The sequence below is a fragment of the Pseudarthrobacter adonitolis genome (assembly GCF_055412845.1).
On sequence record NZ_JBVAYW010000016.1, the window covers coordinates 1 to 18153 of the forward strand.

At 66.4% G+C, this 18153-nt stretch carries 19 protein-coding genes, 3 pseudogenes and 1 riboswitch; of the genes and pseudogenes, 13 read left to right on the top strand and 9 right to left on the bottom strand.

Translation table 11 applies throughout. From position 1 onward, the window contains the following. From ACZYZ4_RS14615 to ACZYZ4_RS14635, 5 genes and pseudogenes are all read left to right on the top strand, one after another. Positions 1 to 114 (top strand): annotated as a pseudogene (locus ACZYZ4_RS14615) (IS5/IS1182 family transposase); the annotation flags it as partial. 158 nt (positions 115 to 272) lie between these two features. After that, positions 273 to 1316: a zinc-dependent alcohol dehydrogenase gene (locus tag ACZYZ4_RS14620; RefSeq protein WP_463862023.1), complete on the top strand. Its 1044-nt coding sequence runs from the start codon at positions 273 to 275 to the stop codon at positions 1314 to 1316. A gap of 3 nt (positions 1317 to 1319) precedes the next feature. After that, the gene (locus ACZYZ4_RS14625) at positions 1320 to 1715 is read left to right on the top strand and encodes a 6-pyruvoyl trahydropterin synthase family protein (RefSeq protein WP_463862025.1); all 396 of its coding nucleotides are present in this window, start codon (positions 1320 to 1322) and stop codon (positions 1713 to 1715) included. A gap of 4 nt (positions 1716 to 1719) precedes the next feature. Further along, on the top strand, positions 1720 to 2967 hold the full coding sequence (locus ACZYZ4_RS14630) for a glycosyltransferase family 4 protein (RefSeq protein WP_463862027.1): 1248 nt from the start codon (positions 1720 to 1722) through the stop codon (positions 2965 to 2967). A 3-nt stretch (positions 2968 to 2970) separates the two neighbouring features. Then, positions 2971 to 4239 carry a DNA glycosylase AlkZ-like family protein gene (locus ACZYZ4_RS14635; RefSeq protein WP_463862029.1) on the top strand — a complete coding sequence of 423 codons (1269 nt, stop codon included), beginning with the start codon at positions 2971 to 2973 and terminating at the stop codon, positions 4237 to 4239. A gap of 48 nt (positions 4240 to 4287) precedes the next feature. Here ACZYZ4_RS14635 and tadA read toward each other — a convergent pair whose 3' ends face one another. Beyond that, positions 4288 to 4794 (bottom strand): tRNA adenosine(34) deaminase TadA, encoded by a 507-nt coding sequence (tadA, locus tag ACZYZ4_RS14640; protein ID WP_463862030.1) that lies wholly within the window; start codon positions 4792 to 4794, stop codon positions 4288 to 4290. 60 nt (positions 4795 to 4854) lie between these two features. On the opposite strand from tadA, the gene ACZYZ4_RS14645 reads away from it, so the two are divergent. From ACZYZ4_RS14645 to ACZYZ4_RS14665, 5 genes are all read left to right on the top strand, one after another. Continuing rightward, positions 4855 to 5616, top strand: coding sequence for a phosphatase PAP2 family protein (locus ACZYZ4_RS14645; protein ID WP_463862032.1), 762 nt, complete (start codon positions 4855 to 4857; stop codon positions 5614 to 5616). 42 nt (positions 5617 to 5658) lie between these two features. Further along, the gene (upp, locus tag ACZYZ4_RS14650) at positions 5659 to 6294 is read left to right on the top strand and encodes a uracil phosphoribosyltransferase (protein WP_463862034.1); all 636 of its coding nucleotides are present in this window, start codon (positions 5659 to 5661) and stop codon (positions 6292 to 6294) included. A 62-nt stretch (positions 6295 to 6356) separates the two neighbouring features. Next, positions 6357 to 6731 carry a VOC family protein gene (locus tag ACZYZ4_RS14655; RefSeq protein ID WP_463862036.1) on the top strand — a complete coding sequence of 125 codons (375 nt, stop codon included), beginning with the start codon at positions 6357 to 6359 and terminating at the stop codon, positions 6729 to 6731. Positions 6732 to 6746: 15 nt separating this feature from the next. Further along, complete coding sequence (locus tag ACZYZ4_RS14660) at positions 6747 to 7172, top strand: HAD family hydrolase (RefSeq protein ID WP_463862038.1); 426 nt, start codon at positions 6747 to 6749, stop codon at positions 7170 to 7172. Beyond that, complete coding sequence (locus ACZYZ4_RS14665; RefSeq protein ID WP_463862039.1) at positions 7133 to 7444, top strand: HAD-IA family hydrolase; 312 nt, start codon at positions 7133 to 7135, stop codon at positions 7442 to 7444. Before ACZYZ4_RS14660 ends, ACZYZ4_RS14665 begins: the two co-directional genes overlap by 40 nt. On the opposite strand, the gene ACZYZ4_RS14670 is transcribed toward ACZYZ4_RS14665, so the two are convergent. From ACZYZ4_RS14670 to ACZYZ4_RS14685, 4 genes and pseudogenes are all read right to left on the bottom strand, one after another. After that, a complete protein-coding gene (locus tag ACZYZ4_RS14670) occupies positions 7425 to 7868 on the bottom strand; it encodes a DUF1905 domain-containing protein (RefSeq protein ID WP_463862041.1) in 444 nt (147 codons plus the stop codon). The genes ACZYZ4_RS14665 and ACZYZ4_RS14670 overlap by 20 nt on opposite strands. Before the next feature lie 79 nt (positions 7869 to 7947). After that, positions 7948 to 8670 carry an aggregation-promoting factor C-terminal-like domain-containing protein gene (locus ACZYZ4_RS14675; RefSeq protein WP_463862043.1) on the bottom strand — a complete coding sequence of 241 codons (723 nt, stop codon included), beginning with the start codon at positions 8668 to 8670 and terminating at the stop codon, positions 7948 to 7950. Between the two features lie 5 nt (positions 8671 to 8675). Continuing rightward, positions 8676 to 8828: riboswitch (cyclic di-AMP (ydaO/yuaA leader) on the bottom strand. A 100-nt stretch (positions 8829 to 8928) separates the two neighbouring features. After that, positions 8929 to 9492: pseudogene (locus ACZYZ4_RS14680) on the bottom strand (sensor histidine kinase); the annotation flags it as partial. Beyond that, positions 9468 to 9849, bottom strand: a pseudogene (locus tag ACZYZ4_RS14685) (response regulator); the annotation flags it as partial. The pseudogenes ACZYZ4_RS14680 and ACZYZ4_RS14685, both read right to left, overlap by 25 nt. A gap of 501 nt (positions 9850 to 10350) precedes the next feature. Here ACZYZ4_RS14685 and ACZYZ4_RS14690 point away from each other — a divergent pair. Further along, positions 10351 to 11217 carry a winged helix-turn-helix domain-containing protein gene (locus ACZYZ4_RS14690; protein WP_463862045.1) on the top strand — a complete coding sequence of 289 codons (867 nt, stop codon included), beginning with the start codon at positions 10351 to 10353 and terminating at the stop codon, positions 11215 to 11217. A 416-nt stretch (positions 11218 to 11633) separates the two neighbouring features. Beyond that, positions 11634 to 12161 (top strand): SixA phosphatase family protein, encoded by a 528-nt coding sequence (locus ACZYZ4_RS14695; protein WP_463862047.1) that lies wholly within the window; start codon positions 11634 to 11636, stop codon positions 12159 to 12161. Here the strand turns inward: ACZYZ4_RS14695 and ACZYZ4_RS14700 are convergent. Continuing rightward, complete coding sequence (locus ACZYZ4_RS14700) at positions 12139 to 13065, bottom strand: LysR family transcriptional regulator (protein ID WP_463862049.1); 927 nt, start codon at positions 13063 to 13065, stop codon at positions 12139 to 12141. The two genes, ACZYZ4_RS14695 and ACZYZ4_RS14700, sit on opposite strands and share 23 nt — an antisense overlap. A 72-nt stretch (positions 13066 to 13137) precedes the next feature. Here ACZYZ4_RS14700 and ACZYZ4_RS14705 point away from each other — a divergent pair, with 72 nt between their 5' ends. Continuing rightward, positions 13138 to 14154 (top strand): EamA family transporter, encoded by a 1017-nt coding sequence (locus ACZYZ4_RS14705; RefSeq protein ID WP_463862051.1) that lies wholly within the window; start codon positions 13138 to 13140, stop codon positions 14152 to 14154. A 514-nt stretch (positions 14155 to 14668) separates the two neighbouring features. On the opposite strand, the gene ACZYZ4_RS14710 is transcribed toward ACZYZ4_RS14705, so the two are convergent. From ACZYZ4_RS14710 to ACZYZ4_RS14720, 3 genes are read right to left on the bottom strand one after another with little or no spacing between them, the layout of a single operon-like run. Next, complete coding sequence (locus tag ACZYZ4_RS14710; protein WP_463862133.1) at positions 14669 to 15283, bottom strand: TetR/AcrR family transcriptional regulator; 615 nt, start codon at positions 15281 to 15283, stop codon at positions 14669 to 14671. 53 nt (positions 15284 to 15336) lie between these two features. Then, a complete protein-coding gene (locus ACZYZ4_RS14715; RefSeq protein WP_463862053.1) occupies positions 15337 to 17373 on the bottom strand; it encodes a YhgE/Pip family protein in 2037 nt (678 codons plus the stop codon). Further along, on the bottom strand, positions 17370 to 18077 hold the full coding sequence (locus ACZYZ4_RS14720; RefSeq protein WP_463862055.1) for an ABC transporter ATP-binding protein: 708 nt from the start codon (positions 18075 to 18077) through the stop codon (positions 17370 to 17372). Before ACZYZ4_RS14720 ends, ACZYZ4_RS14715 begins: the two co-directional genes overlap by 4 nt. Positions 18078 to 18153: the final 76 nt, after the last annotated feature.

Here is an 18153-nt window from a genome sequence, read left to right on the forward strand (position 1 = left end):
AAGCAATGGCGCGGCCTCGCCACCCGCTACGACAAGCTCGCTCTGACCTACCGCGGCGGAGTCGTCCTCCGCGCCATCACCATCTGGCTCAAGGAATTAGGAGACATGCCCTAGCCGAACTGGGGCTTCTCCCTAGCTGCCCACACCACAGTCTGACCGCCAACGCCACGTGACGACAGGGCGGGGTCGCGCCAACCCGCCATGCCGCAAGGATCCGTTCGCGCCGGGTGGGTGTCGCGGAGAGCCCCCAACGGACTAGATTCATAAGCAAGATGACTAATTTAGGCAAAGAGGCACAGGCGACCGCGTACTGGACTACGGGCCCGGAGCATGGCGAGCTCAGGGGCGAGACACTGCCTGCCCCCGGGCCCGGCGAAGCTTTGGTCCGCACGCTGTATTCAGGCATCAGCAAGGGCACGGAAATTGTTGTCCACACTGGCTCCGTCCCGCCCCGCGTGGCTGAGGAGATGCGCGCGCCGCACCAGGAAGGCAGCTTCCCGTCGCCCGTGAAATTCGGCTATCTCTCGGTGGGAATCGTGGAGGAGGGGCCCGAAGGCTGGGCGGGCCAGAAGGTCTTCTGCCTCAATCCACATCAGGACCGCTACGTCATGTCCACTAACGCCCTCACCAGGATTCCCGACGGCGTTCCGGCCCGCCGTGCCGTCCTCACCGGCACTGTGGAAACCGCCATCAATGCCCTCTGGGAAGCCGGGCCGAGGCTGGGGGACCGGATCGCCGTGGTCGGCGCCGGTCTGGTGGGCGGGATGGTGGCCACGCTCCTGCGCACTTTCCCGCTGGCCCGCCTCCAGCTCGTGGACCTGGACCCGGAACGTGCGCACCTGGCGGACAAGCTAGGCGTGGAGTTCGCCCACCCGGATGATGCTAAACCTGACTGCGACATCGTGTTCCACTGCTCTGCGGCCCAGGAAGGCCTCGAACGCAGCCTGCAGCTTGCCGGCGATGAGGGGGAGATCATCGAGATGTCCTGGTACGCCAACCGCAAGGTCACGCTGCCGCTCGGTGAGGACTTTCACGCACGCCGGCTCTCCATCCGGGCCAGCCAGGTGGGGGTCGTTGCCCGGGCACGGCGACACCGCCGGACCACGGCCGAGCGCCTCGAATTGGCTGTTGAGCTCCTCAAGGACCCGGTCTTCGATGCCTTCCTCACCGGCGCGTCTCCGTTCACGGACCTGCCGGCAGTAGTGCAGAACCTCGCCGACGGCACGCTCGAAGCCCTGTGCCATGTGATCGAATACCCCAACGCTGACAGCCCCGAACGAACCGACCGCAGTACCGACCCCAAAGACAGGAAGTAGCCCGTGTTCAGCCTGACCGTCCGACGCCATTTTATGATCGCCCACAGCCTCCCGCGGGAGGCATTTGGCCCGGCCCAGGCCCTCCACGGGGCGACGTTCGTGGCGGAGGTGACGTTTCGCCGTCGTGCGCTGAACCAGGACTCGATCGTCCTGGACATCGGGGCTGCCGGCGGCATCATCGAGAACGTGCTGTCCGGCCTCAACTACAAAAACCTGGACGAACACCCGGACTTCGAAGGCAAGCTCAGCACCACCGAGGCACTTGCCGAGTACATCGTCCACGCCGTCGCAGCCAAGCTCAAGGATGACGACGACGGCCGCGAGCTCGCGGGGATCGACGTCACCCTGCGTGAGAATCCGGACGCTTGGGCCACCTACACCTACGACCCGTCCGCCTGATCCCATGCTGGTCAGGTTCCTGGTCCCCGCCAACATCCGCCACAACTCCGGCGGCAACGTCTACAACGCGCGGCTCACCCAAGACCTGCGAACGTTGGGGGTTGCCGTGGAGATACTGGCGGTGGAAGGTTCCTGGCCTGACGCCAGCGCTAAAGAACGACGGCGGCTGGGCGGCCTGCTGGGCGCCTGGGACCCCGGGGCGGACCAACCGCGGGCGGACATCACCCCGGAAACGGTCACCCTCGTGGACGGGCTGATTGCGTGCGGGGCCCCTGACGAACTGGAGTACGCCGCGGCCGCCGGACAACACACCTGGGTCCTGCAGCACATGCCGTCGCCCAGCCATGCCGACGGCGAAGGGCGGGCACTGCGCGCGGCCGCCGGAGTGATCTGCACCAGTTCGTCCGCAGCGGCCTCGGCGACAGAAAAGCACGGACTCCCCGCCAGCCGGGTTGCCCTGCCCGGCACGGACCCTGCACCCGTGGCGTCAGGTTCGGGCCCGCCCCACATCATTGCGGTGGCCGCGCTGCTGCCCAACAAGGACCAGTTGCTGACCGTGGCCGCGCTGGCCAGGCTCCAGGACCTCGCCTGGACAGCGTCTCTGGTGGGAACGGACGACGCCGACCCCGCCTACGCGGCACAGGTCCGGGCAGCCATTTCCTCCTATGGATTGGAGGGCAGGGTGCGCGTAACCGGCCAACTCGTCGGGACCGCTCTGGCGGACGAATGGGATCGGACGGACCTGAGCGTGCTTGTGTCCCGGGCCGAAGCCTTTGGACTTGTGGTGACGGAATCGCTGGCCCGAGGCATTCCCGTCATCGTGCGGGAGGGAACCGGGGCCGTGGACGCGTTGGGCCTCGCTGGAAGACTTGCGGGAAGACTGGACGGCGAGCGTGATGGTGAGCCTGATGGTGGGGCATATGCGGTGCCGGGAGCCGCCGTCGGACTCGCCGGAACTGAAGACAGCGGACGCGAAGACAGCCGCCCGGACGTCCTCGTTGCCGTGATCCGGCAGTGGCTGCTGGACGGAACTCTCCGCGCCGGCTGGCGTGCGGCTGCCCTCGCTGCACGGGAACAGTTGCCCGGCTGGGACTCCACCGCCCGGAACGTCCTGGAGATCCTTGGTGCGCCCGCCAAAGAAGTGCACGCTGAAGAAGCGCCGGCCAACGAAGCGCCTCCCGAAGAATCGCCTCCTGAAGAAACCCCGGCCGAGGGGATGCCTACCGCCGCGGGGACGGCCAGTGGACAATAAGCCATGACCACGCACCCGACCTCCGCCACCGTCTTGATCCCACAAGCACTGATCCCACAAGCGCTGAGCCAAGAAGCCCCGGATCCGCAGGTGCTCACCCCTGAACTCCTCAGGGCATGGGCCTGGCACAAGCAGGGCCTCGACGGCACACTGCAGGGCGCGGACGCCGCCGACGTGTTCACCAGAGCAGGCTGGGCACGTTCCGTCGGCGGAGCCAACCCGTACCTCACGCTCTTTGCCCGCGCCGGCACAAGCCGCGCGCAGGCTGATGCCGACGTCCTGTCCCTGAAAATCCATGAGCTTCCCACCGCCCGGGGCTGTACGTATGTGCTGGGGCGCGATGACTTTGCGTGGGGTCTCCAGATCGGCCGGGACGCCGCCGTGGCACCGTTCCGAGTGTTGGCAAGAATGGGCGTCCAGCGCGGCGAGATCAAGCTGCTGGAGGAGGAGGTCCTCCACGCCCTGGCCGAAGCCGGCAGCCCACTGGACCCCAAGCAGCTCAAGGACCTGCTGGGCGATTCGGTCCGGAACCTCGGCGAAGAGGGCAAAAAGAAGGGCGCCGCTACCACGTTGCCGACGGCGTTGGGCCTCCTCCAGACGGACGGCCGGATCCGGCGCGTGCCCGCCAACGGCCGGCTGGATCAGCAGCGTTACGCCTATACGCTGTGGGGGCTGCCGCCGACCGCCATGGACGACGACGCCGCCCGAAGCCTCCTGCTGGAGCGCTATCTCGGCTGGACTGGAGGTGCCACGGTCAAACAGTCGCAATGGTTCACCGGGTTCACCCTGGCCCACACCAAAGCGGCGTTGGCCGCCACTGGGGCGTTAGAGATTCCCACCGCGAACGCTGAGGTGCTGTGGATGCTGCCCGACGACGTCGGGCGCCTTGCGTCGTTCGAGGCGCCGGCGGAGGAACAGATTCAGCTGTTGGCCGGCACGGACTCGTTGGTCCTGCTCCGCAGGAACTCAGGGGATCTGTTTGCCGACCAGGACAAGGGCAAGAACGTCCTGGGTTCCACGTTGGCTTTGCAGGCTGACCTGCCGGACCACCCCATCTTCGACCGCGGCCGGATCATCGGGCTGTGGCAATACGATCCCGGGAAATCACGGATTGCCCATTGGCTCTTTGACGGGGCCACACCCGCAGTATCCCGGCGCATCGCCGACGTAGAGGCCTGGATCCGGGACGGGCTGGGCGACTTCCGCTCGTTCAGCCTCGACTCACCGGCCTCGCGCCAGAACAGGATCGACGCCCTGAATGCCGCTGGCTGAGAGGCGTCGCAGACGGCCTGTGACCTGTTACAGCCGGCCTGCGACCCGTTACAGCTGGCTGCGGTGCGCTGCGAAAAAGTCCCTGAGGACCGCTCCGCACTCCTCTTCCCTGACGCCGCCGTACACCTCAACCCAGTGGTTGAGCCGGCGCTCGCGGAGGACATCGAACACCGAGCCCGCCGCTCCGGCTTTCTCGTCCCAGGCGCCGAAGACCACACGGGGAATCCTGGCCAGCACCACCGCGCCGGCGCACATGGCGCACGGCTCCAGTGTCACCACGAGCGTGCAGTCCGCCAGCCGCCATCCGTCCCCGGTGCCGCCGTCGAGCTTGGACAAGGCACGCAACCGGTCCGCCGCCTGGCGGATGGCCACCACCTCGGCGTGGGCGGTGGGGTCTCCCAGCTCTTCCCGCTGGTTCCGTCCGGAACCCAGCACAGCGCCGTCGGGCCCTATCACCACGGCGCCGATGGGCACGTCCTCGGTGGCCAGCGCGCGCCGGGCTTCGTCCAGGGCAAGACCCATCCATTCGAGGTGGTTCGTTTCTGCGGCGACCATGGCTCAATGATAGTTTCTAGGGATATCCAGCCTTGCAAGCATCGACGCCGGGGAGGCACCGTGGACGTGGACAGACTCAGGGACCGCCTCGGCCAATGGTTCAAGCCATACGCCGCGCTGTGGATAACGTTGCTGGTGGGCGGCGCGTTGGTGGTCATCATGGCCCTGCTCGGTGCCGAGGTGTACAACAACGTGGTGAATGATAGGGGCTTGACGGCACTGGACCTGCCCGCGCTGGAGCTGTCCCAGGGCTTGCGGAACCCCGCGCTGGATGCCGGGGTAACAGCGTTCACCAACATCGGCGGGGGCATCGGCATGCCCATCCTGGCGAGCATCCTGACCGCATGGCTCACGTTCCTGGGCCGGACCTGGCGGCCCCTCATCCTGGTGGGCGGCGCGGCCGCCGTATCCACTTTCGCAACTACCGTCGGCAAGCGGCTGGTGGGCCGTACCCGCCCGGACCACTCCGAAGCGGTCCCGCCGTACGAGACATCTCCGTCCTTCCCCAGCGGCCACACCCTGAACACGACGGTGGTGATCGGTGTGCTGGTGTACGTCATGTGCCTCCAGTTCGAGCTGCTCTGGGCGCGCATCACGACCATCATCGCCGGGGTGATCTTCATCATCGCCATGGGCCTGAGCCGGGTGTTCCTAGGCCACCACTGGTTGACCGACGTGATGGCCGGCTGGTTCCTGGGGCTTGCCTGGGTGGGCATGGTGATCCTGGCGCACAGGCTGTTCCATCTGCTGCGGAAACGCGAGCATGCGGGGCCGGCGCCAACGTTCGAACACCCCGCCCTCCGGGACGAACAGTCGAGCTGATTCCCGGCCGGAGGCCGTCCGTGCGGGTGATAGTTTTGACGCATGCGCACTCTCGTTGTGGACCACCCGCTGGTCGCCCATAAGCTCACCGTCCTGCGGGACAAGAACACTTCGTCACCGGTCTTCCGGCAGCTGACGGAAGAGCTAGTGACGCTCCTGGCCTACGAGGCTACCCGTGAGGTCCGCACCCAGCCGGTCACCATCGAAACCCCGGTCAGCACCACAGTGGGCACAGCTTTCACCAAGCCCACGCCTCTGGTGGTCCCCATCCTGCGTGCTGGACTCGGCATGCTCGAGGGCATGACCAAGCTGGTCCCCACCGCTGAGGTGGGCTTCCTGGGCATGGCGCGCGACGAGGAAACCCTGGACATCATCACCTATGCGGAGCGACTCCCGGAAGACCTGACGGACCGGCAGATCTTTGTGCTGGATCCCATGCTTGCTACCGGCGGAACCCTGCGCGAAGCCATCAAGTTCCTCTTCAAACGCGGGGCTTCCGACGTCACGTGCATTTGCCTCCTGGCCGCGCCGGAAGGCCTGGCCAAGCTCGAAGAGGAACTTGCCGAGGCCAATGTGACCATCGTGCTGGCCTCCATTGACGAACGGCTCGACGAGAAGTCCTACATCGTTCCCGGGTTGGGCGACGCCGGCGACCGCCTGTACGGCATCGCCGGCTAGTACGGGGCTCCTCCAGAATTTAGGTCTTCCGCTTTCCTGCCGCCGCCGTTAGCCTGTGGCGCATGGACTGGAAACTTGAACTCGTTTTTGTGCCCGTATCCGACGTGGACCGAGCCAAGGATTTCTACGTCAACAAAGTTGGATTCAACCCGGATTTCGACGAGCGGCCCATGGATGGCATCCGCTTCGTCCAGCTGACCCCGCCGGGATCCGCCTGCTCCATTTGTATTGGCGAGGGCCTCAATGACGCCCCTTCGGGTACGGCCCCAAGCTTGCAGATGGTGGTCAGCGACATCCAGGCTGCCCACGACCACCTCAAGGGCAACGGAGTGGAGGTCAGCGATATTGACGTGCAGGACTGGGGGCACTTCGTCTATTTCGCCGATCCCGACGGCAACAAGTGGGCCGTGCAGTACATCCCGGGCCGTGACGCCTGAGGCAAAATAGGCAGCATGAAAATCCCCACACCTGCCGCCACACGAACACCTGCCGCTACACGAACACTGACCTGCCGGGCCGTCCATTTCGATATGGACGGCACGCTGGTGGACTCGACGGCAGTAGTGGAGGAGGTCTGGGGAGAATTCGCTGTCCGGTACGGTCTGGACATCGCCGAAATCCTGCGCACTTCGCACGGCGTCCAGGCTGCCGACACCGTGCGTAGGTTCGCCCCGGCGGGGGCCGATGTCGTGGCGCTCACTGCCGAACTCGGCGACATGGAAAGGGTGCGGACTGCCGGTATCGTCGCGTTGCCGGGGGCTGCCGAGCTGCTCCGCAGCCTGCCCGCCCAGGCAGTGGCGCTGGTGACTTCAGCGGACAGGACCTCGCGGACATCCGCATGGACGCCGCGGGACTGGCCATGCCGGCCACGGCCGTGACGGCGGACTTGGTCACACGAGGCAAGCCGCACCCGGAAGGGTATCTGATGGCAGCCGGGCTGCTGGGCGTGAAGCTGGAGGACGCCGTGGTGTTCGAGGACGCGCCCGCCGGAATCGCGGCAGGCGTTGCCGCCGGTATCCGGACGGTGGCCGTGGGTCCCAATACGGGCGATTTGCCGGCAGGCCTGCTCCACATCCCGGACTACAGTGCTGTGCGCGTCTCCGTGGAAACGGACGCCAGGGGACGGCAGATCATTTCTTTCCGGCTTTGAGGGCGGTGACCATCTTCGTGATCCGCCGGGCCCGGGTTTCGTCCGTCTTGGCATCGCCGATTGGCTCCACGTACCGGCGCTGCGTACTGTAGTTCAGCGTGGCGTAGAACGCCTGCGCGTCGGGTTCGGCGGCCAGGGCGGCGGCCAGATCGTCGGGGACCTCGATGATGCGCGGCTGGGTGTCCAGTTCCACGTCGACCTCGACGGTGTCGCCAGCGGCAACTCCGGTGAATTCCCGGTTAGCGGTGCTCACCCCGATCAGGTTCTGTCCGCCCATGACCGCGATGCTGCTCCGGTAGCTCTTTCCGTTGATGGTCACCACAACCGGCGGACGCTTGCCTGCGCCGAGAGCCGAGATGACCTCCTCCGGAACCTCAATGCCCGCCTTGTTGCCGCTGCCCAGGATGGTGGTGGTGAATTTCATGGCCCAAGTATGGCCCGGAGCCGCTGGGCAGGGAACCCCTGACCCCCGCGCCGGGATGCCCCGGCGCGGGGGAGTTTGCCTAGTACCAGTTGTGCGACAGGTGGAAGTTCAACGCGCCGCACGGTGACTGGTACCGCTCCTGGATGTAGTTCAGGCCCCAGTTGATCTGCGTGCGGTAATTGGTGAGGTAGTCCGCGCCGGCGCTCGCCATCTTTTCAGCGGGCAACGACTGGACGATGCCGTACGCGCCGCTGCTGGCATTGGTGGCCGTGGTGGACCAGTCGGATTCCTTGGTCCACAGCGTCTGCAGGCACTGCATCTGGTCGGCGGACCAGCCGTAGGTCGCCAGCTGGCTGGCGGCGTAGGCTTGTGCCCCGGCGGGGTCGTTGACGGGCACAACAGGTGCGGGGGCGGGCTCGGGAGCCGGAGCCGGAGCTGGGGCCGGGGCAGGTGCCGGGGCGGCAGCCTGGGGCGCGACGTTGATTTCGGCTGGCGCAGCTTCCGGGGTGGCCGGGGGCTGGATCTGGGCTGCTTCGAAGCTCAGTTTCGACTGGGCGCCGGTTTCTTCGGCGGCCTGGTCCGCGCTGGCCGCAAGCGATGCAGACTCGGAAGCGTGTCCAGCGGCGCTGACCCCGATCAGCAGGGCGCCCGCCGTGGCAAACACCGCGGCGCGCTGGCCCACGGAGGGAATCCGGGCCACCTTGGACAGTGGGGACATTGCCGCACTGAAGCGGGTTTGCTTACGGTGGCTATCGGACTTTGTGTCGCCCTGCGGGCGCGTTTGTACCTTGAATTCAGACATGATGGATCGCCTCTCACACCTGCGGAGTTAGCTGTCGGGTTCGGATGAGGGCATCCGGCCACACGGCACAACCACGTGTTGGCTTAACCCCAAAGGGCACTTGGTGCCCGGGACGGTGGGTCCCCCGCCTCTGCCTCTGAAATCGGAATCCGGGAAGCGGCAGAGCTTGGCGTCATCCGGATATGCGGCCCGAACGGGATCCGCACCTGTTCGACGCTACAGGAGCCGGAAGCTTAAGTCACATTTTGGTAACAGAAATCACGACGACGGTGTGTCGCCTTGCTGTGATCGGGCGTCGGTTCGTGCCACGGCGCCGGTAGGGAGGAGTAAGGCGAACTCTGTCCGACCTGCCCGCGATGTCACTTCCACGCTCCCGCCGTGGGCCTTCGTGTTGGACTGGACAATGGACAGGCCCGGGCCAGTGGTGCCTTCCGACGCCGCGGCGCCCGAGGCCGGCGCCATGCCCTTGCGGGCCGGGGTCTGCGCGGGCAAGCCGGGAGAAAGCATGGTCCGCGAACTCCGCAGGGATGCCGCCGCCGTCGTCCGTTGCCGTCACCGCCGCGTTGCCATCGGCAGACTTCGTGACAGCGGTGACGACGGTGGTTCCCGGCGGCGTGTGCTTGCGCGCGTTGGAGAGAAGGTTGACCAGCACCTGCCGCAGATGGGTCGCATCACCGGTGACGGCGAGCGGCTCGTCAGGCAGTTCAACTCGTCAGGCAGTTCAAGGCGCCAGTGGTGGTCCGGGGCGATGACTTTCTCGTCCCTGACGGTTTCGATCACGAGTTGTGTGAGGTCCACCTGTGCAGCCGCAGCAGGACCTCCTCCACGCTGAAGGGCTTGGTCACGTATTCGTCCCCGCCGGCCGCCAGGCCCACGATCCTGTCCTGGACGGCGTCCTTGGCGGTCAGGAAAAGCGCAGGTACCTCCGGTGCGAAGTCGCGGATCCTGCCCAGCAGCTCAACGCCGTTGAACCCTGGCAGCATTACGTCCAGCACCGGGACGTCCGGGCGGAACTCCTTGGCGTGCTTGACGGCCTCCCGGCCATCCGAAGCCACGGCAAACGGACCATCCGGCCATGCGCAGCCCCATGCTCATGAGTTCGGAAAGGCTGGGTTTGTCGTCAACCACCAGGGCGCGGATGGGGGAGCCGTCCCGGGTGGGCGAGCGGGACGCCGACAATGCGCGGGCCGGCGGCGTTTCCGCTGGACAGGCGGCAAAGGCAACAAGCAACTTCGGCAAGTCACGGCACAGTGAATTTCGAGGGCTTAGCATCGCGAAAGAGCGAAGATTGTTCGCCAATATGGCCCATTTACGCACCCTTGGCGGACAATAACTCCCATTTTGTCGCCATTTCAGAATGGTGATCTGCAACACAAAACCGCATTCTGTCTCAGTATGCGGAACAAAGCCCCCATTGTTACTTGCAAGTTTTCATTGTTACGTTGCACACTTTCAATTGTGAACAAGAACTCAACAGCACCTGCAGCCGCAGAATATTGGCCCAGCACATCCGCTGCTGCCGACATGCGCTGTTGCCGAATGCAAGCCTGACCTTTAGACCCCACGAAGTTCTTAGGCATTCGCCCCCAGCCCAGCGTAGGGCGCCCTCCCCAGATCTCATTGCGGGGACAACCAGCATTCGAGCCGCGATGACGGCCATTCACATTGAGGTAAGCATTCATGTCAGTTGCATCCGGATACGTCCACATCTCCGTCCGTAACGCAGGCAAGGTTGGCCAGGCTTCCGGCCTTCGCCAGGGGTTCGGTGCCCGACCGGCATTCGCCCCGGCCGCCCCAAGCGCCAGCTTTCCTGCCCCCGGCTACTCACCCCAGGGCTACAACCCCAATACCTACGGCCAGCTCCGCGCTGTCCAGCCTGCCGAAGCCGCGCCGCTGACCGCGCCAACTCCGGTTATCGCGGGGCCAAACGCCGTGCGGCCAGTCGCCAACGACACCGTGGCCCGTGGATTTGTCCTCTATATGGGCATCGACGAGGAGACCGCGGCAGCTGCCGGAACCTCCATTGCCAAACTTGCCCAGGAAATCCGCGCCTACGCACAGTCACTCGTGACCGGTGCCGAAAGCTACGCGGCCGTGGCCGTGGCCCCCGCCGGCACCCCGGGTTCCGCGCTCGACGTCGTCCGTTCCACCTTCGGTGACCCCACAGTGAACGCGCAGAAGCGCACCGAGACTGCGCGGCTGCAGCAGCCCCAGGACCCGCGCCCGTCCGGCGTGCTGATCGACCTTGCCCGCCGCGAAGTCCACCTGGACGGCGAATCCCTGAACCTGACCTTCAAGGAATTTGAACTCCTGAACTACCTGGTGGAAAACGGCACCCGCACCGTTGGCCGCGATGAACTGCTCGAGGGCCTGTGGCGCAACGCCGAGGAAGTGCCCAACGAGCGCACCATCGACGTCCACATCCGCCGCCTCCGCTCCAAGCTGGGCCGCCTCGCCAACACCGTCCGCACCGTCCGCGGCCAGGGCTACCGCTTCTACGAGCACCCCGAGGTTATTGTCTGGGCCGCTCCGGAATACTCGATCTAGCCTTTCAGCGACGCACCAAAGTGGCATTTCGCCGTGGGGACGGCCGCTTTCGCTTTCGCGGCAGGATCCCTCTGCCTGCGCCCGTACCTCCCCACCGCCTCCCTAGCCTCGCAGGCTCGTCCAGGGAACCCGGGCGGCGTGGCCCCGCGCAACAACGGCGCTTTCGGGATGGCCCGCTTCGCTGCAGCGCCCTTCAGCGCGAAATGCCGCTTTTGTGCGTCCGGGCTCGTGAGTGATTGGCCTCCGCGGCTATTGGTCGACGGCGGAGTGGCCATGGTTTGTCACGGGGAACAGGCTTTGAGCTTCCGCTGCGCAGCTGGGCCCGGCATTCCGCGGGGCCAGACTCTCTCGCCCCCCAGAAGCGTGCTGGGCGTGACGGGGCGGCGCCGTGGGTCCTGCGGGTCTAGGCTTGGGGGATGAGCGACCACCACATCAAACGCCTGGTGATCATGCGGCACGCCAAGGCCGACTGGCCCGGCGGCGTGGCGGATCATGAGCGGCCGCTGGAGGAACGAGGACACCGCGAGGCGCCCCTGGCCGGCAAGTGGCTGGTCAAGCACAGCGTCCTCCCGGACTTCATCCTGTGTTCCAGTGCGCTGCGCACCCGCCAGACCTGCACGTGGGTGTGCTCTGAACTGGGGGATAAGGCCCCGACGCCGAAACTTGAGGACGGACTCTACGCCGCCTCTGCGCTGCGGATGCTCGCCGTGGTCAACCATGTGCCTGACACCGTCACCACCCTGATGCTCATCTCGCACATGCCGGGCGTCCAGGACCTCGCGATGCACCTGGCCTCACGCGACTCGAACCACGACGCCTACATGGACGCCGCCACCCGCTACCCCACCAGCGCCCTCACGGTGCTGGAAACGGAAAAATCCTGGGCCGAGCTGGACGGGCAGGACGCCCGGCTGACCAAGTTCAAGGTCCCGCGAGCCCACTGACCCCACGGGACCCAGCGACCTCCCGCAGCAGTCCGGCGACGTGCTGGATGCCCGGGCTGGCCGCCATGGTCCGGCGGTACACGATGCCCACCTGCCTGACCTGCGTGGGGTTGACCAGGGGCAGGCCGACGACGTCCGCAGGCAGCGCGGGCCGGCCGAGGCGGGGGACCAGCGCCACGACGGCTCCCTGCTCCACCAAGGCGATGTGGGTTGCAAAGTCAGGATCGTAGACCCTGATGTCCGGCACCCGGCCAAGATCGGCGAATATCCTCAGGAGCGCCTCGTTGCAGATGGCTCCGTGCGGCGTGCTGATCCAGCGTTCGTCCACCAGGTCCGCCGGTTCCACCCGGCCGCGTCCTGCCAAGGGATGGTCGCGGTGCACCAGGACGTCCGCAACGTCCTCGCACAGCCACTCGAGCGTCATGTGTTCCGGTATCACCAGCGGGACGGAGTTCCAGTTGTGGACCACACCCAGGTCCGCCTCCCCGTTGGCCACCCGCGCCACGGCTTCCCGCGGGTCCTCGGCCAGCACGCTGATGTCCAGGTCCGCTCCGGATGAAGCTAGCCGTCCCAGCAGCGGCCCCACGAGGCCCCGGCAGGCCGTGGAAAAGGAAACAACCCTGAGGTGCCCGGTGGGTTTGGCCGGATCCGCCAACAGGGTGGATTCCAGTTCCTCAAGTTCCGACAGGATGCGCCTGCCGTAGGCTGCCAGGGTGAGCCCCCGCTCGGTCAGCAGCACCCCGCGGCCGCGGCGTTCCAGGACGGGGAACCCGGTCTGCTTCTCAAGCTTCTTGATCTGCTGGGAGACGGCGGACGGACTGAAGCCCATCACCTCCGACGCCGCTATGACCGAACCGTGTTGTTCAATTGCCGCCAGGGCCCGGAGCGAACCGATCTCAATCATGAAGCAAAAGTACATGATTAGACGCAGAATTCAATGCTGGTGCTTCATTAGCCCTTCTGTCAGAGTAGGACCGTGAACCTCCGCCACTCCCTCCTCGCTGCCCTGGTCGCCGTTCTCTGGGGCCTGAACTTCGTAGCCATCGACTTCGGCCTGAATGCGAACGGCCGTGAGGTTCCCCCGCTGTTGTTTGTGGCGATGCGGTTCCTTCTGGTGGTCTTCCCCTGCATCTTCTTCATCAGGAAGCCCGACGTCAGCTGGAAGGCGATCATCGGCGTCGGCGCCTTTATGAGCGCGGGCCAGTTCGGTCTCCTCTATCTGGCCATGGCGCTGGGCATGCCGGCGGGCCTCGCCTCTCTGGTCCTCCAGGCGCAGGTACTGCTCACCGTCCTCCTGGCTGCCGGGTTCCTGCGCGAGCGTCCCAGCCGGAGCCAACTGGCCGGCGTCGTTCTCGGCGTTGCGGGCCTGGCCGTGGTGGCAGTCGGCCGCAGTGCCGTGGCTCCGCTGCTGCCGCTGATCATCGTCCTGGGAGCCGCGCTGTCCTGGGCTGCCGGCAACGTCATTGCGCGTCAGGCTAAGACCGCCTCCGGGCTGGGGCTGGTGGTCTGGTCGGGCGCAGTGGTTCCGCTGCCCCTCGCCGCGCTGTCGCTGCTGGTGGACGGCCCGGATGCGGTGTTCGGCACGCTGGCAGACCTCCAGCCGGCCACGATCCTGAGTGCGCTGTACACGGCCATTTTCGCGTCCCTGGTGGGGTACGGGATCTGGAACCGGCTCCTGGCCAGCTACCCGTCGTCGGCCGTGGTGCCCTTTACCCTGCTGGTTCCCGTGGTGGGCATGAGCGCGGCCTGGCTGGCATTGGGGGAGGTGCCGACGCCGGCGGAACTGGCTGGCGGGCTGCTCCTCCTGGGCGGGGTGGCGACGGCGGTGCTCGCCGGCCGAGGCTGGCGGGGTCAGCGGCGGGGCGCCGGTTTGGTGCCCGTCTTGGTGCCCGGTTTGGGTGCCGGCTTGCGGACCGGGGAGGCGGACGACGACGGCCGCTTGGCTGCTGAGGCAGGCATCCGGGCGGGCGCGCGGAGCCCTGACGCGCGCTGAGTGATTGCCGCGCCCCGGGTTGCCGGGCGCCGCGCAGCAGGCCGCCCGGCACTGGACGCGGGCCGCCGCTTGGCAGGCGAGGGCTTCCGTTTCGCAGTGCCCGGCCGCCTTCCCGCGGGCCAGGCTGCGCTAAGGAAGAGGACCGCTAGCGTGGCCACTGCGGAGGCGGCACCCCAGAAGAAGTAGTTGTCCGGATCCCCGGTGGGGAGCGGTGTGCCGAAGAATGACGACTGCTCGGCGAAGGCCAGCTCCCAGGTGCTGACGAAGGCCAGGGAAAAGGCAATGGTGAGGCTGGATCCCGCAGCGGTGGCCACCAAAGCAAAGTTGCGCCCCCGTGCCAGGACCTCCGCCAGAGCCGCCACGTAGGCCAGTGCAACCAGGCCCAGGAATGTGACCATTACGGCCTCGTCTAGGGTGATGGCGGTGAGCACCAGCATGCCCAAGGCGGCGACGGCCGCGATCAAGGCGAACTTCCCGCTGTTACCCATGTGGCGCATGTGTTCAATCATCCCTGCTACGTCACGACATAGCCGCGCATGATTGCCATGATTGCTGCAACGCTTTGGTCACGGGTGCGTTCGGGGTTGTACGTCTGTCGGTCCAGCCCCACCACAAAGCAGGCGCCAAAGATCGCCGTTTCGAGGCTGCCCCGCGAGACAGTGCTGTCTACAGGATGGACAGCAGCCACGTTCTCTATGGCCGCGCCGATGACGGCCAGGAGTTCAGACCGAAGCACAGCAAACGTGTCCCGCCATTCGCTGGGAGTCCGCCAGTTTTCGCTCACCCACAAACGGGCGAAGGACGGGTAATCGGCCATGAAATCCATGGCCTGGCCGATCATTGCCTCCATGGCCACCAGCGGATCGGCCCCGGGCTGCCCGGCCTCGCTGAGCAGGCGCGCCTTCAGGATGTCCACGCCGTGCCGCAGCAGCTGCGCGATCAGGTCCGATTTGCTGCCGAAGTTGTAGTAGACAGTGCCCTTGGAGACGCCCGCTGCCGCGGCGATCTCGTCCACAGTGACACCCGCTGCGCCACGCTGGCCAATCAGCTCCATGCACGCATCGAAGAGCTTCTGCCGGGTGGCATTGGTCCGGGCCGGGCGGAGTTTCTTCTCGGCCGGACCGTGCATGGCCGGGTCATGCGCGGCAGGCTCATGCACGGCAGGTCCGCGCACGGGCTGGCTCATACCGCGATCTCCGGCTTGAGCGTTTTCAGGGTCCAGTACTTGTGCTTCCGGACCGCAAACGTGGACATCGCCGCGCCCAGCAACGTATAGCCGAGCAGCCCCAGGACAGTGGGCACGATCATGGACAGGTCCGCGCCATAGATGAGGTGCCGCATGCCCGTGACCACGTAGCCCATGGGCAGGATTTCGTGGACCACGTGGAGTGGCTGCGGGGTGGTCTGCCAGGGGAACGTGCCGCCCGAGGACACCAGCTGAAGCACCAGCAGGATCAGCACCACCAGCTTGCCAGGCGACCCCAGCAGCGCCACGATGCCTTGGATAATGGCACTGAATGCCATGGCCGCGGCAAGCATAAACAGCCACATCAACACCGGATGCGCGGGGTTGAGGCCCAGCGCCAGATTCACCACGAGGGTCAGCAGGCTGGCCTGTACTACTGAGACGGCCAGGAACGGAAGCCAGCCGCCGACGGCGATTTTCCAGGCCGGGGCGTTCGACGCCAGGGCCCGCTGGGTGATGGGCCGCATCGCCTGGACCAGCATAAAGATGCCGATCCACAAGGCGAGCGTCAGGAAGAACGGTGCCAGCCCCGCGCCGTAGGAATCCGCCTTTGCTTGGGAGACATTGCTGACCGCGACCGGGTCGGCCATCACCTCTGAGAGGCTGCTCTTCTGCGAATCGTCCGGGTTGGGCACTTGTCCGGCTCCCTTGGCAATTTCGTCGGCCAGCGTCCGTGAGCCGTCAGCGGCCGTGCCGGTACCCGCTTCAAGCTGCCCCGCGCCGGCGTCGAGCGTTTGCGCCCCCTCCGCGAGGCGTCCGGCGCCGTCCAGCGCAGACTGCTGGCCGGTGGCCAGCGTGGCCGCCCCGGTATGGAGCTGGTCAGCGCCACCGGAGGCCTGAACAATGGCGTCCTTCAGCGCAGGGGTGGCCGTTGCCAGCTGGGCTGCGCCGACGCTCACGGCTTCGGAGCCATCCGCGAGCTGCTGGATCTGGGCGGCGTCGGTCTGGATCCGCGTCTTCGCTGCGGCCACGGGGCTGGAGGCAGCCACGAGATCGAAGTCGGCCAGGATTTTGTCGGCCTGCACTTGGGTGATCGCTTCGGACGCGACCAAGCGGGCATTCGATTCGATCACGCGCGTCCGGAGACCCTGGTCCGCGGCATCAAGCTGGGTGACAACGTCCTGGACCTTGGTGTTCAGCTGCGCGTTCCCCGCGGCCACCTGGGCCGCGCCGTTGGCCAGCGTCTGGGTGTCGGTGGGCAGGGTGGCGGTCTTGTCCTTCAGGACGGAGAGCCCGCCGCTGAGCTGCCCGGCGCCGTCGGTCAGCTGATTGGCGCCGTCGCGCAATTTCAGTTGCCCGTTGTAGAGCTCGGCCGCTCCTGCACTGAGCTCGCTGGTCCCGGCATGCAAGGTGACGGTCCCGTCGCGGAGGGTGGCCACGCCGTCCGCCAGCTGCCCGGCGCCGTCTGCGGCCTTGAGCATCTGGGCGTGGATGGTGCCGAAGCCGGTGAGCAGCTGGTTCGCTGTCTCTTCGCCCACTTCCTTGGCCACGGTTGTGTGCACCGCGGTGGTCAGCTTGTCCACGATGGTGCTCAGCAGGTAGTTGTTGGCATCGTTGGTGGTGACGTTCAGCATCGCCTGGCTGGCCGAATCGAAGCTGCCGGGCGAGACCAGGTTCGTGGAGAACTCTGCCGGGATCTTCAGCGCAAACGCGTACTTGCCGCTGCTGACCCCTGCATCGGCCTCAGCCGCCGTGGGGACCGACTGCCAGTTGAAGACGTTGCCATCCAGTAGTCCGTCCGCCACTTTCTTGCCTGCCTGGAGCTGGGTGCCGTCGCTGGACGTGGCGCCGGTGTCTTCGACCACCAGGGCGGCTTCGATCTGGTTCAGGTTCCCGTACGGATTCCAGTTGGCGTACAAGTACACGGCCCCGTACAGGAGCGGCACCATGATCAGGGCCAGGATGGTCAGCTTCGGCAGCAACCCGCCGGTCATCCGCTTGAGTTCGGAACGGGCCAGCCGCAGCACGGTCACTTGGCATCCTCGGTTTCGAGTAAGAGAGATTCGGTTTCTTTGTCTGTTACGGCCGGCGCGTCGGGCGCTTCGTCGACGTCCGGGACGGCGTTGCCGATCACTGTCGCCGGTCCCGTCCACCCTGTCGGGAGGGCAGTCACGGTGACGACGACGGCGAGCGGCCGGCCGTCGTCGTACGCCAGCTCCTCAAGCCGCGGGAGCCAGTCCGCAGCGTGGGCACCGTGTCTGTCGGGGGAGTCCACCACGAGGAGGTCGGTGTGCGGGTTGGCGAGGGCGAGGGCCGTGAGCAGTTCAATGCGCCGGTCCGGCGCCAGCTGTTCCGTCCACAGATCCGCGATGTCCTCGAAACTGTTGACTTTGAGCCAGGGTTTGCTGAGCAGCGCGCCCCGGTAGCGGCGCGGGATCAGTGCGAGGTCCTCGGTGACAAGGTCGCGGACGCTGAGGTGCTGCTCGGGTTCGTTCACGTTGGGGGAATCAACAATGGCGCTCGCGAGCCGGAGCGATTTGGTGCGTTCGTTGGCGTCCCACGCGATCCGGCCGCCTGTGGGTTTCATGCGCCCGCTGATGGTGAGGGCAAGGGCTGTCCGCTGGTCCTGGCGTTCGCCGGTGACGAGGAGGAGCTCACCCCGGCCGACCCGTAGAGAGGTGGGCGGGAGCAAATCGTCGCGCCGGCCTTTCATATGGAGCTGCTGTACGGAGAGCAAGAATGGCCTTTCGACGGGGTATGTCCGCGTCCAGCCTAAATGAACTGACCGGTCAGTTCAAATAGCAGGGGGCAAG

Coding starts and splice junctions, on each gene's coding strand:
- ACZYZ4_RS14620 (WP_463862023.1), top strand. CDS start 273: ATGACTAATTTAGGCAAAGAGGCACAGGCGACCGCGTACTGGACTACG.
- ACZYZ4_RS14630 (WP_463862027.1), top strand. CDS start 1,720: ATGCTGGTCAGGTTCCTGGTCCCCGCCAACATCCGCCACAACTCCGGC.
- ACZYZ4_RS14635 (WP_463862029.1), top strand. CDS start 2,971: ATGACCACGCACCCGACCTCCGCCACCGTCTTGATCCCACAAGCACTG.
- tadA (WP_463862030.1), bottom strand. CDS start 4,794: ATGGTCGCCGCAGAAACGAACCACCTCGAATGGATGGGTCTTGCCCTG.
- upp (WP_463862034.1), top strand. CDS start 5,659: ATGCGCACTCTCGTTGTGGACCACCCGCTGGTCGCCCATAAGCTCACC.
- ACZYZ4_RS14655 (WP_463862036.1), top strand. CDS start 6,357: ATGGACTGGAAACTTGAACTCGTTTTTGTGCCCGTATCCGACGTGGAC.
- ACZYZ4_RS14660 (WP_463862038.1), top strand. CDS start 6,747: ATGAAAATCCCCACACCTGCCGCCACACGAACACCTGCCGCTACACGA.
- ACZYZ4_RS14665 (WP_463862039.1), top strand. CDS start 7,133: ATGGACGCCGCGGGACTGGCCATGCCGGCCACGGCCGTGACGGCGGAC.
- ACZYZ4_RS14670 (WP_463862041.1), bottom strand. CDS start 7,868: ATGAAATTCACCACCACCATCCTGGGCAGCGGCAACAAGGCGGGCATT.
- ACZYZ4_RS14675 (WP_463862043.1), bottom strand. CDS start 8,670: ATGTCTGAATTCAAGGTACAAACGCGCCCGCAGGGCGACACAAAGTCC.
- ACZYZ4_RS14690 (WP_463862045.1), top strand. CDS start 10,351: ATGTCAGTTGCATCCGGATACGTCCACATCTCCGTCCGTAACGCAGGC.
- ACZYZ4_RS14695 (WP_463862047.1), top strand. CDS start 11,634: ATGAGCGACCACCACATCAAACGCCTGGTGATCATGCGGCACGCCAAG.
- ACZYZ4_RS14700 (WP_463862049.1), bottom strand. CDS start 13,065: ATGATTGAGATCGGTTCGCTCCGGGCCCTGGCGGCAATTGAACAACAC.
- ACZYZ4_RS14710 (WP_463862133.1), bottom strand. CDS start 15,283: ATGCACGGTCCGGCCGAGAAGAAACTCCGCCCGGCCCGGACCAATGCC.